8 protein-coding genes and 1 pseudogene are annotated in these 12,207 nt (G+C 74.2%); 6 read left to right on the forward strand and 3 right to left on the reverse strand.

The features are described from left to right. The first annotated feature begins 33 nt into the window (after positions 1-33). From ACIPW5_RS04715 to ACIPW5_RS04735, 5 genes are read left to right on the forward strand one after another with little or no spacing between them, the layout of a single operon-like run. Entirely contained in the window at positions 34-1,299 is a 1,266-nt protein-coding gene (locus ACIPW5_RS04715; protein WP_401240347.1) for a phenylacetate--CoA ligase family protein, read from the forward strand. After that, positions 1,296-2,582, forward strand: coding sequence for an MFS transporter (locus tag ACIPW5_RS04720; RefSeq protein WP_401240350.1), 1,287 nt, complete (start codon positions 1,296-1,298; stop codon positions 2,580-2,582). The genes ACIPW5_RS04715 and ACIPW5_RS04720 overlap by 4 nt, the downstream gene beginning before the upstream one ends. Continuing rightward, on the forward strand, positions 2,579-3,751 hold the full coding sequence (locus ACIPW5_RS04725) for a GNAT family N-acetyltransferase (RefSeq protein ID WP_401240352.1): 1,173 nt from the start codon (positions 2,579-2,581) through the stop codon (positions 3,749-3,751). Before ACIPW5_RS04720 ends, ACIPW5_RS04725 begins: the two co-directional genes overlap by 4 nt. Next, on the forward strand, positions 3,748-4,899 hold the full coding sequence (locus tag ACIPW5_RS04730; protein ID WP_401240354.1) for an acyl-protein synthase: 1,152 nt from the start codon (positions 3,748-3,750) through the stop codon (positions 4,897-4,899). The genes ACIPW5_RS04725 and ACIPW5_RS04730 overlap by 4 nt, the downstream gene beginning before the upstream one ends. Before the next feature lie 2 nt (positions 4,900-4,901). Next, positions 4,902-7,484: an acyl-CoA reductase gene (locus tag ACIPW5_RS04735; RefSeq protein WP_401240356.1), complete on the forward strand. Its 2,583-nt coding sequence runs from the start codon at positions 4,902-4,904 to the stop codon at positions 7,482-7,484. A 56-nt stretch (positions 7,485-7,540) separates the two neighbouring features. Here the strand turns inward: ACIPW5_RS04735 and ACIPW5_RS04740 are convergent, their stop codons facing one another. Both ACIPW5_RS04740 and ACIPW5_RS04745 read right to left on the reverse strand, forming a co-directional pair. Continuing rightward, positions 7,541-9,598: a transglycosylase domain-containing protein gene (locus ACIPW5_RS04740; RefSeq protein WP_401240358.1), complete on the reverse strand. Its 2,058-nt coding sequence runs from the start codon at positions 9,596-9,598 to the stop codon at positions 7,541-7,543. Between the two features lie 193 nt (positions 9,599-9,791). Beyond that, positions 9,792-10,067 (reverse strand): annotated as a pseudogene (locus ACIPW5_RS04745) (histidine kinase); the annotation flags it as partial. Between ACIPW5_RS04745 and ACIPW5_RS04750 the strand changes: the two are divergent. Further along, a complete protein-coding gene (locus ACIPW5_RS04750) occupies positions 10,042-10,413 on the forward strand; it encodes a hypothetical protein (RefSeq protein WP_401240361.1) in 372 nt (123 codons plus the stop codon). The pseudogene ACIPW5_RS04745 and the gene ACIPW5_RS04750 overlap by 26 nt on opposite strands. Positions 10,414-10,481: 68 nt before the next feature. Here ACIPW5_RS04750 and ACIPW5_RS04755 read toward each other — a convergent pair whose 3' ends face one another. Next, a complete protein-coding gene (locus ACIPW5_RS04755) occupies positions 10,482-12,203 on the reverse strand; it encodes a SulP family inorganic anion transporter (RefSeq protein ID WP_401241415.1) in 1,722 nt (573 codons plus the stop codon). Positions 12,204-12,207 lie beyond the last annotated feature (4 nt).

A 12,207-nucleotide genomic window follows, 5' to 3' on the forward strand; every position in this document is an offset into this window, starting at 1 on the left:
CCGTTCACGTCTCCGTCACCTAGGCAAAGGCACATGTCCGCCCAGCAGCTCTCGGACCTCATACGTTTCGCCCGTCACCACTCGCCCTTCTACCGGGACCTCTACGCGTCCCTGCCGCCGCACGCCGACCGCCTCACCGACCTGCCGGTGGTCGACCAGCGGGCGTTCTGGGCGGCCAACACCCTGCCCGGCAGCCGCGTCCTGACCGGCCCGCTCAGCGAGGCCACGGTCTACAAGACCGGCGGCACCACCGGGTCCCCCAAGTTCTCCGTCTTCACCCGCGACGAGTGGCGCACCTTCGTCACCGCCTTCGGCCAGGGGCTCGTGGACACCGGGCTGCGCCCCGGGCACCGGGTCGCCGACCTCTTCTACGCCGGGGAGCTGTACGCCAGCTTCCTCTTCCTCCTCGACTCGCTCGCCCACGCGCCCGTGGACAACGTCCGCCTGCCCGTCGGCGGCGGCGCGCCGCCGGAGTCGACGATCCCCACGCTGCGCGACCTCGCCGCGCAGGTGCTGACCGGGACGCCGACCACGCTGTGCCGGCTCGCCGAGCAGACCGTGGCCTCCGGGGTCCGGCTGGACGCGGTGGAGCTGCTGCTCTTCGGCGGCGAGGCCCTCTTCGACGACCAACGGCGCCTGCTGGCCGCCGCGTTCCCCCGCGCCGAGGTCCGTTCCGTCGGCTACGCCAGCGTCGACGCGGGCCTGCTCGGCCGTCCCGTACCCGGCTCCGACGCCCGGGTGCACCGCGCGTTCACGCCGTACTCGGTCGTGGAGATCCTCGACGACTCCACGGACGAGCCCGTGACCGAACCGGGCCGTCCCGGCCGGGTGGTCGTCACCAGCCTCTTCCGCCGCCTCATGCCGATCATCCGCTACCCCGCGGGCGACCGGGCCGAGTGGACCGGCTGCGGACCCGGCCACTTCCGGATCCTCGGCCGCGCCGAGGAGGGCGTACGGGTGGGGCCGGTCTCCCTCTACACCCAGGACGCCCAGGACGCGGTGGCCACCGCGGACACCGGCGGGCACGTGGTCGGCATGCAGCTCGTCGTCCGCCGCTGGGACGGCCGCGACGGGCTCGTCCTGCGGCTGGCCACGCCCCCCGGCGAGCAGCACGGCCGCACGGAGCTGGCCGGGGCCGTCGTCGCGGAGCTGGAGAAGGCGCGGCCGCTGTATCCGGACAGCGTGCGCGCGGGGTTCGTGCACCCGCTGTCCGTGGAGTGGGTGCGCCACCGCGACCTCGCCGTCAACCCGCGCTCGGGCAAGCTCGTCCGGGTCCTCGACGAGAGGCCGACGGCATGACCGCCGCCCCGGCCGTGACCGACACCCCTGCCGTGCCGGACACCGGGGCCGGTCCGCGACGCGCTCCGCTGGTCCTGCGCAACCGCGCCTTCGGCGCCGTGTGGCTCGGCCAGGTCCTCACCCAGGCCGCCGTGCGCATGTTCCAGGTCGGCGTGTCCTGGTGGATCGTCGCCTACGCCGTGGACGGCGCGCGGGGCCTGGCCTCCGGGCTGTTCATGGCCGCCTGCACGCTGCCCGCCGTGGCCCTGGCGCCCGTGGTGGCCGCCGCGGTCGCCCGGTGCGCGCACCGTTCGGTGCTGCGGACCGCCGCCGCCCTGGCCGGGACCGTCTCGGGCGCCCTGGCGCTCTGGGCGTACGCCGACGGCCCGCCGCTCGCCTCCGTGTACGCCGCCGGTCTCGCCCTGGCGGCCTGCCAGGCGTTCTTCGACCCCTGCCTGACCACCTCGGTGCCCGAACTCGTCGACGACGCCGACATCGAGACGGCCACCGGCTTCGAGCTGTCCACCCAGTCCCTGGCGGGCCTCGGCGGAGCGCTGCTCGGCGCCCTGGCCGTCGACCGGTTCGGCGTGGCCGGGCTGGCCGCCGGCTGTGCGGCCGCCTACCTGGGCGCCGCCGCGCTCGTGGCGGGCGCCCGCTTCCGTACGGCCGCCCCGGGCCCGGGCGCCGGTGCCCCGGAGGACCCTGCCGAGCGGCGGACGCTGCGCCGCATCCTCGGGGAACTCCCCTACGTGCGGCGGATCCTGGTCTGCTTCACCGCGGCGAACCTCTTCACCACGGCCGTGTTCGTCGTCATCCCCCTCTATACCCGCTCCGTCCTCGCGGGCGGCGGCGGCACGGTGGCGCTGCTGGAGGCCTCCCTGGGCACCGGCGCACTCGTCGGCGCCTTCACCGGCACCCGGGTGCCGGGACGCCCCACGGTCGCCGGTGCCTGGTGCCTGGGACTGATGGCCCTCGCGCTCGCGCTGCCGGGGCTGGTCGCGCACCGTCCGGCCGTCGCGGGCTGCCTGGCCGTGGCCGGCTGGTGCGCCGGGGCCGTCAGCGTCCGCTTCGTGGCCCTGTTCCAGCGGCTGGTGCCGCCGGCCGACAAGCCCGGCTTCTTCGCCGTGATGCAGGCCGTGCTGGGCGCCTCCCTGCCGGTGGCGTCCCTGGCCTTCGGCTCCGCGGGCGACTTCCTCTCCCCGCAGACGCTGTGCCTGGTGCAGGGCGCCGGGCTGCTCCCCGCGGCCTGCGCCCTGGCGCTGCTGAAGTCCCCCGAAGGCCGGCCCGCCGGAGGTGCGCGGTGAGCCCCGTCGCCACCCCCGTCATCACCGCGGCCGCCCGCCCGGACATCGCCGAACTGCGCCAGCTCTACTACGCCGTCTACGGGCCGCACTACCCCGTGGCCCTCGGCACCGACCCGGCCGAGATGGCCCGGCTCATCGAGGACCCGTACTCCCTGTGGCTGGTCGGCCGCTGCCCCGCCACCGGGGCCCTGACCGGGTCCGCCGCCATCCACGGCGAGGCCGGCAGCCGCATCGGCCGCCTGGAGGGCATCGCCGTGCACCCCGAGCACCGCTCGTCGGGCCTGGCCGGCGCCCTGACCGGGGCGCTCTGCGCGGGCATGCTGGACACGGGGCGGCTGGACTCGGTGTACGCGACCGTGCGCACCGTCAGCGCCGGCCCGCAGCGCGTCGTCGCGCGCAACGGCTTCCGGCCGCTGGGCATCCTGCCCAACGCGGTGGACCTCCGCAGCCGCGAGAGCCTCGCGCTCTACGCGCGTCACTCCGCCGGGGTGCTGGACCGCCGGCTCCCCGTCACCGAAGTGCCCGCCCCGCTCCTGCCGTTGCTGCGCACCGCCGGGGCGGCGCTGGGCATCGGCTACCCCGGGGTGCGGGGGACCACGGCGGCGCCGGGGGCCACGGCGGCACCCGGGCCCGGCCCGCGGGGTACCTCGGAACGGCTGGAGATGATCGAGGCGCCCGCCTTCGTACGCCGCCGCTTCCGCGAGCGGTTCCCGGGCGCCGAGGGCTGGTTCTACCCGCTGCACACCCCGAACGTGCTGCTCACGCCCGAGGACGGCCGGTTCGAGGTGTACGCCTACCTCAACCGCGCCGGCGGCTACTGCTCCCTGCTGACCGCCCACCCCGACCCGGCCGCCGCGGCCGCCTGCCTGGAACCCGTCACCCGGGCCCTGGCCCGCGCGGGCGCCGGCTACGTCGAGGCCCTGGTGCCGCTCGCGCACCACGAGGTCCTGTCCGCCTTCCTCGCCGAGGGGTTCGTCGCCGGGGCCCTCTACCCCGCGATGCGCGCCGACGGCGACGGCTTCCACGACTACGCCGTGCTGTCCCGCTCCAGCGAGCGCATCGACTTCCGCGGCGTCGCCGTGGAACCGCCCCTCCAGCCCTATCTGGACTGCTACGTGTCGGCCTGGGCGTCGGCACACCTGCCCACACCACCCGAGGTCGCCCCATGAACCCCCATCTCGCGCCGGTCGCCGTACCCGACCCGGCCCTCCTGCCGCACGTACAGCAACTGTGCGACCTGACCGACCCGTACGCCTCCGGGCCCGCGGAGGACGAGCTGTTCGCCGCCGCCATGGCGGAGGCCAACGCCTGGCACGTCGAGCGGTCCCCGTTCTTCCGCTCCCTGTACGAGGCCACTCCCCCGGGCGGGGAGCCGTACCGGACTCCGCTCGTCCACGCCAACTTCTTCAAGCGGCACGAGGTGCTCTCCGTCCCGCCCGAGGACGTCGAGCTGCACCTGACCTCCTCCGGCACCACCGGCCAGAAGTCGCAGATGTTCTTCGACCGCTGGACCATCCGCTCCGCGCAGCGGATGGTCGCCCGGATCTTCGAGCGCAACGGCTGGATCACCCCGGACCAGGAGGTCAACTACCTCCTGTACAGCTACGAACCGGCCCCCTCCCTCAACCTCGGGACCGCCTTCACCGACAACTACCTGTGCGACTTCGCCCCCGCGCGCAGCGTCGAGTACGCCCTGCGCAACACCGGCGGCGACCACGAGTTCGACCCCTTCGGCTGCATCGCCGCGCTGCGCCGCTTCGAGCGGGAGGACGCCCCGGTCCGCATCCTCGGCTTCCCGGCCTTCCTGTTCTTCACCCTGGAGCGGATGCGGGCCATGGGGATGCCCCCGCTGCGCCTGCCCGAGGGCTCCCTGGTCGTCCTCGGCGGCGGCTGGAAGGGGCACGCCGACCGGCGGATCGGGAAGGAGGAGCTGTACGCCCGCGTCACCGAGCAGCTCGGCATCCCGGGCGAGCGGATCCGGGACACCTTCGGGTCGGTGGAGCACTGCATCCCGTACATCGAGTGCGACCACCACCGGCTGCACGCCCCCGTGTGGTCCCGGGTCACGATCCGCTCCACGCGCACCCTCGAACCCCTGCCGTACGGGGAGCGGGGCTACCTGCACCTGGTGTCCCCGTACATCACCTCGGTGCCGGCGCAGAGCGTGGTCATGGGCGACCTCGCCTCCCTGCAGCCGGGCGACGCCTGCGGGTGCGAGCTGGCGACCCCCTGGTTCACCGTCCACGGCCGTGCCGGGGTGAGCCGCAACCGCAGCTGCGCGGTGGCCGCAGCGGAACTGATGAAGGGCATGGCGTGACCATGACGGAAACCACAACCACGGCCACAACCACGGCCACGACCGCGACCGCGACCGCCTGCGAGCGGCACGACGACGGCGGCGCGCACCACTTCTGGCAGGGCGCGTTCATCGGCGACGAGGAGGCCGGACGGCGCCTCGAAGACCTGCCGGCCGCCGTCGGGGCCGCGCTGGCCACGGTGCTGGAGACCGAGACCGTGCTGGCCGCCTGCGACGCCCTCGCCGCCGCCCTGCGCGACCCGGCCCACCCGGTGCGCGCCCGGCTCGCCGCGCACCTGCCTCCGGGGGAGGACCCGGCCGTACTGGCCGAGCTCGGCGCCCTGCTGGGCCGCCGGGAGCTGACCCGCAAGCTGCGCCGCGAACTCGGCGGCGCGACCCCGGGCCGGCTGGACCGGGCCGATCCGCGCGAGACCGTCTACGAGGCGTGGGCGCCCGTCGGCCTGGTCGCCCACGTCGCACCCGGGAACGCCGCGACGGTCGCGCCGCTGAGCATCGTCGAGGGGCTGCTCGCCGGGAACGTCAACGTCCTGAAGACGAGCGGCTCCGACGGCCTCTTCACCCAGCACCTGATGGCCGAGCTCGCGGCCCTCGACCCCACCGGCGCGCTCGCCGCGCGGGTCGTCGTCCTGCGCTTCCCGTCCTCCCGGCAGGAGTGGCTGCGGCTGATGTGCGCGCCCGCGGACGCCGTCGCCGTATGGGGCGGGGAGGGCGCCGTCGAGGGGGTGGCGGCCCACGTGCCGGCCGGCTGCCGGCTGGTGGAGTGGGGGCACCGGATCTCCTTCGCGTACCTGACGGCCGACGCCTGGTCGGACGCCGCCGCGCTCGACGCCCTCGCCGACGACGTGTGCCTGTACGAGCAGCAGGCCTGTTCCAGCCCCCAGGTGGTCTACCTCGACACCGACGACGAACAGGAGGTGTTCGCCTTCGCCGAGCGGTTCGCCGGGGTCCTCGCGGCCCGCCCGCCTGCCGCGGGCGCCACCGCGGAGGGCCCGGCGGACCCGGCGGAGGCCGCCGAGCTGACCACCACCGAGCTGGTGGCCCGGCTGGAGGAACACCTCGGCCTGACCCGGGTGTTCGCGGCGGCCGACGGCTCCTGGCGGGTCATGGCCGACACCCGGTCGCCGCTCACCGCCTCGCCGCTGCACCGCAGCGTCTGGGTCAAGCCGCTGCCCCGCGAGCGGCTGATCGCCACCCTGCGCCCGATGCGCCGCTACCTCCAGACGGCGGGCCTGGCCGGCAGCCGGAACGACGTCGCAGAGCTCGCCCGCACCGCCCTGGCCGCGGGCGTCACCCGGATCACCCCGGTCGGCGCCATGCAGGCGAGCTACGCGGGCGAGCCGCACGACGGCGTCTACGCCCTCCAGCGCTACAGCCGCCGCGTCGCGGTCCAGGCCGACCCGGCCCGGTTCGCGACCACCGCCTGCCTCGACGACCTGGTCCGGCCGGTCCTCCTGCCGCCGCCGGCGGGCCCGCTGCTGGGCAAGGAGGACGTGCAGGCGCCGGCCCGGGAGCTGGACCGGGCCGACGCCGAGCTGTACTTCCACAGCGGGGGCAGCACGGGCGCCCCCGCCCTGTCGGTGTTCAGCTACGACGACTACGACACCCAGATGCACGCCGCCGCCCGCGGCCTGCTCGCCGCCGGCTACGACCCGGTCGGGGACCGCACCGCCAACCTCTTCTACTGCGGGGCCATGTACGGGAGCTTCATCAGCTTCTTCTCCGTACTGGAACGGCTCGGCGGGGTCCAGCTGCCGCTGGCCGCGGGTCCGGACCACCGGGCCACGGCCCGGGCCCTCGTCGAGCACCGCGCCGACACCCTCTTCGGCATGCCCTCCTACCTGTGGCAGCTGCTGCACGCGGAGGCGGACGCGCTGCGCGCGTACGGGGGCCTGCGCAAGGTCTTCTACGGCGGCGAACACTTCACCGAGGAGCAGCGGCGCACGCTGGAGGAGGAGTTCGGCATCGAGACGATCCGCTCGATCACCTACGGCAGCACCGACCTGGGCCCGCTGGGCTACCAGTGCACGGACAGCTCCGGCGGCGTCCACCACCTGCACGCCGACCTCCACACGATGGAGGTCGTGGACCTGGCCGAGGACCGGCCGGTGGCCCCGGGCGAGACGGGCCGGCTGGTGTTCAGCACGCACGCCCGGCGCGGCCAGCAGCTGGGCCGCTACCTGATCGGCGACCTCGGCCGGGAGGTCCCGGGCCGCTGCCCCTGCGGCCGGCGGGCGCCCCGGTTCGAGCTGATGGGGCGCACCGGTGACGTGATGCGGGTGGCGACGTACTTCCTCAACCACCGCCGCTTCACGGCCCTGGCGGGGCAGCGGGGCGGCCACCGGGGCGAGCTTCAGATCCGGCTCGACGGTACCGGGGCGCGCGAGCGGCTGACCGTACGGGTGGAGCGGATGCCGGCGACGGATCCGGAGCGGCTGCGGGAGGTCTTCCTGTCGGGCTACCCGGAGCTGCGCTCGGCGGTGTCGGAGCGGCTGCTGGACCTGGCGGTGGAGGCGGTCGACGGCCCGTCGCTGGACCGCAGCCCGACCAGCGGCAAGCTGCTGGCGGTGGTGGACGCACGCCGCTAGCGAGTGCTCCGGTGCGCTGCGGTCCCGGGTGCCGGACCGGGACCGCAGCGGGGGCGTCACGGGCGGCCGGGGGCGCCCGCCGTCTCGTCGTAGGCCTTCCAGATCAGCGGCGGCAGGGCGCTGCCCCGGTCGGTGTCGGGTCCGCCGACGCCCTGCAGGGGCAGCAGTTGCGGGACGTCCGGCCGGGTGCGGAACAGCGCGACCGAGGTGCTGAGTTCCGGGGTCGCTCCGATGAACCAGGCGGAGTTCATGCGGTCGTTCGGGCCGGTCCGGCCCGCCCAGGACGGGAGCCGGTCCGGCCGTCCCTGCGGCGGTCCGACCGTGCTCCCGCCGACCTGGCGGAGCGCCGCGCCGACCGTCGCGGCCGTCTCGGCGCTCATCGCCCGGCGCGGCTTGGGCGGGCGCAGGCCGTCGACCGGGGTGTCGTTCCGCTCGACCCTGGTCACCGAGTAGGGCTCGATGGAACGGCCCTGGTTGACGAAGGTCGTGTAGGCGCTGGCCAGCCGGACGGCGCTGGGGGTGGAGGTGCCGATGGAGAAGGTCGGCTCCAGTTTGGCCATGCTCTCCTCACGCAGTCCCGACGCGACCGCGAGCTCCTTGACCTTCTCCAGGCCGGTCTTCCTGCCGCTCTCCACGAACGGGGTGTGGTCGGAGTTCACCAGCGCCGCGTGCAGGCCCGCGGATCCCTGCGCAGGCTCCGCGGGCGCGGGCTTCAGGGGGTCCGGGGCGGGAGTCGCGGTCGGGGGCTTCCCCTCCTCGCGCTCCCGTTCCAGGGCGGCGGCGTACACGAAGGGCTTGAACGCCGAGGCCGCGGGGACGCCGGAGGTGTCCGCGTTGTTGGTGAAGTGCTCGACCGCGTCCGGGCCGCCGTAGACCGCGACGACCGCTCCGTCCCCGGGGCGTACCGAGGCGGCGCCGAACTGCACGTGCTGGTCCTCGGCACGCTGCTTCGGGTCCAGCCGGGCCTCGCGCACCTGCTCGACGGCCTTGGCGAGCGCCTGCACCTTGTCCTTCTCGAAGGTGGTGTGGACGGCGTAGCCGCCGGCGGCCAGGTCCTTGCCGGTGATCCCCGCCCGGCTCTTGAGGTACTTGTTGGCGATGTCGACGAGGTAGCCGGTCTGCCCGGCCTGGCTGGTCGGCTTGACCGGGGGCTTCGGCTCGGGGAACTCCGTGTACTTCGCGCGTTCCGCCGCGCTCATCGAGCCCGTGGTGACCTGCCGGTCCAGGATCCAGCTCCAGCGGTCCTCGGCGCGCCGGCGGTTCTCGTAGCCGAGGGAGGGGTCGAAGCTCTCCGCGCCCTTGAGGACGGCGGCGAGCAGGGCGCCCTGAGCGGGGTTCAGGTCCTTGGCGGGGATGCCGTAGTAGGCGTACGAGGCCGCTTGGACGCCGTAGGCGTCGCGTCCGAACCAGGAGGTGTTGAGGTACCCCTCCAGGATCTCGCTCTTGGGCCGCTGGTTGCTGACCTTGAGGGAGAGGAAGAGTTCCTTGACCTTCCGGTCGACGGTCTGCTCCTGGCTCAGGTAGGTGTTCTTGACGTACTGCTGGGTGATCGTCGAGCCGCCCTGGGTCTCCTCGCCCTTGACGATGTTGACGGCGGCGCGGCCGATGCCGGCCAGGGAGACGCCCGAGTCCCGGTAGAAGTCCGCGTTCTCCGCGGCGATGACGGCATGCTGCACGGATTCGGGCACCTGGGAGAGCTTCACGTCCTGCCGGTTCACGTCGCCGACGGTCACCATCCGGCTGCCGTCCGCCCAGTAGTAGACGGTGCCCTGGCGGCTCGCGGAGTCGTGCGGGTCGGGGATCCGGACCTGGACGTAGACGGCGGTGAAGAGGCCGGCGAGGCCGCCGGCGAGGAGCAGGAACAGGCCGGAGGCCAGCTTCCAGGAGGGCGTCCAGCGCCGCCAGCCGCGCCGGCCGCGCCGGGGGAAGTCGACGAGGCGCCGCCGGGCCCTGCGGGCGGCCCTCCGCCGGCGCCCGGCGCGGCCCGCGCCGCGGCGGGCGCGCAGCGGGGCCTCCCGCCGCCCCGGGCCCGCGGTGCCGTCGCGGCCGTCCGTTCCGTCCCTGCGGTCCGCGCCGGCCGTGCGGTCCTTGCGGCGTTTTCGGGAGAGCTTCATGGTGATGGGGACCTCCTCGTTCACGAGCCGTCGCCTCGGGGGCGGCGACGGGCTCGACCGAGAAGATGATCAGACCGCTCCCGCGGGTTGGGTCCTTCACGAAATCCTCATGATCGGCACGGAGCTCAGGGGCGTCGCAGGAGGCCGCGTTCGAGGGCCACGACCACGGCGTGGGTCCGATCGCGGTCCGCTCGATCGAGCGGAGCTGCTGGGCGGTGCGCTCCGGATCGGTGTCCAGCGCGTCGCGGGCGGCGGCCGCCAGCACGATGATGGAGGCGAAGCCCTGGGCGAGGGTGTCGTGGATCTCCCGGGCGAGCCGTTCGCGTTCCTCCGCCGCGCCCTGGAGCCGGTGCGCCTCGGCGAGGCTGAGCCGGGCGCCGGCCAGTTCCCGGCGCAGCCGGGCGCGTTCGTCGCGGGCGGCCAGCGCGCGCGGGGTCAGCACGATGAGCAGGACGCTGACGGCGTACACGGCGGCCGAGGAGATGGTGTTGGTGGTGAGGACGGCCGCGTTCCAGCCCTCGCGGAGCGACCCGCCGACGGTGATGGCGGCCGCGCCGAGCCCGCTCGACAGGAGGGCGGGGCGCATGCCGTCGGCCCTCCGTTACCGCAACGCGGCCGGTAAGCAGACCGAGGAAGCGGGCTTCTCCACCCAGGAGAAGGCCATCGCCCGCCTCACGACGGTCTACCAGATCATCGACTGGCTGCGCGTGGCCCGGGCTCCGCACACCGCCTACCTCGTCCACGTCGAGGAGACCGGATCGACGACGAGCTGGGCTGGACGGCCGTCGTACCCAATTCCGGGGAGGCCGTCCTGATCCGCTGACGGGGCCGGACGGTCCCTGCGGTGGCTGCCCGCACCCTGTTGCCCCTGTTGCCCCCCGAGTCACGTCCACCGCGCTCCGGTGTGCCGCCGGAAGGCTTCGACGGCGGCCTCCACGGTGGGGAAGAAGTGCTCGGGGTCGATGGTCCGAGTGAGTTCGTACCGCTCGATCTTCCGCCGCACTGGGTCCTTGAGCTCGGCGAACACGAGGTGGACGCCGTCCGCGTTGAGCGCCTCGTCAAGCTCCTCCAGGATGTCGGCGGCGGTGGTGTCCACGTCCGTCATCGGCTCCGCCGCGACCACGATCCAGCTCGGCCGTGGATGAGCGCCGGCCAAGCGCCTGACCTCGTCCCGGAACGTCTTGGCGTTGGCGAAGAAGAGCGGGGCGTCGAACCGGTAGATGACCAGGCCCGGCAGCTGCTCGGCCTGCGGGTAGGAGCGGATGTCGTGGTAGCCCTCCAGGCCCCGCACCCGCCCGAGCACCGTGTCGTACGGCCACCAGGCGCGCCGGAAGACATTCAGGACGGACAGGCCCACGGCGATGGCGATCCCGGGCAGCACACCGAGCAGGGCCACCCCGGCGAAGGCCGCGAAGCACAGCAGGAACTCCGCCCGGCGCTGCCGCCACAGCCGCACGGCCCCCGGTACATCGGCCAGCGACAGCGACGCGGTGATGACCACGGCGGCCAGCGCCGGCTGCGGGAGGTTGCGGAACAGCCACGGAGCCAGCACGAGCATGAGGACGATGAGCGCCGCCCCGACGACTCCGGTGAGCTGGCTCCTGGCCCCCGCACGCTCCGCCACCGCGGTGCGGGACCCGCTCGTGCTGACGGGGAAGCCCTGGAAGAGGGCGGCGGCCAGGTTGGCGGCGCCGACACCCGCCATCTCCTGGTTGCCACGTACCTCCTGCCCGGTGCGGGCCGCGAAGGCGGACGCGTTGGAGATCGTGTCGGCCAGGGACACCAGCGCGATGCCCAGCGCACCGCCGAGCAGCGGCACGAGATCGGCCGCCCGTACGTCGGGGATCGTGAACGGCGGGAAGCCCTCGGGCAGTACCCCCACCAGGCCGACACCGTGCTCGTCCAGGTCGAAGGCGGCGGCCGCGGCGATCGCCAGGACCACCATCACGAGCACCGCGGGGACCTTCGGCAGGAAGCGCTGCAGGAGCAGGATCAGGGCGATCCCGCCGAGGCCCACCGCGGCGGCGGCGGGCACCGTCGCCCCCTCGGCGATCTTCCGCACGAGGCCGGCGCACTCGCCGATCAAGCTGTCCGCCTCGACCTTGAAGCCCAGCAGCTTGGGCAGCTGGCCGATCAGGATCGTCAGGGCGAGGCCGTTCATGTAGCCGATCATCGTCGGCTTGGAGATCAGGTCGGCGATGAAGCCCAGCTTGGCCACCGAGGCCAGGATCATGATCGCCGCCACCATGACCGCAAGCATCGACGCCAGCGCAACGGCCCGGGCGGGATCCCCTCCCGCGGCGACCAGGGGAAGCACGGTGGCGGCGATCATCGGCCCGAGCGAGGAATCAGGGCCCAGCACCAAGATCCGGGACGGGCCGAACACCGCGTATCCGAGCAGGCAGAGGATCGACGTGTACAGGCCGGTGATGGCCGACAGCCCCGCCAGCTCGGCGTACGCCATGCCCTGCGGCACGAGCAAGGTGGTCAGCACGACACCCGCGACCAGGTCCTTGACCAGCCACTCGCGCCGGTAGGACGAGGCCGCGCGGATCCCGGGGACGAACCGGAAGCGGGAGGGCGCCCCGAGGCGGTCGTGCCGGATGGTC

The organism is Streptomyces sp. NPDC090077 (genome assembly GCF_044747545.1).
GTDB lineage: Bacteria > Actinomycetota > Actinomycetes > Streptomycetales > Streptomycetaceae > Streptomyces.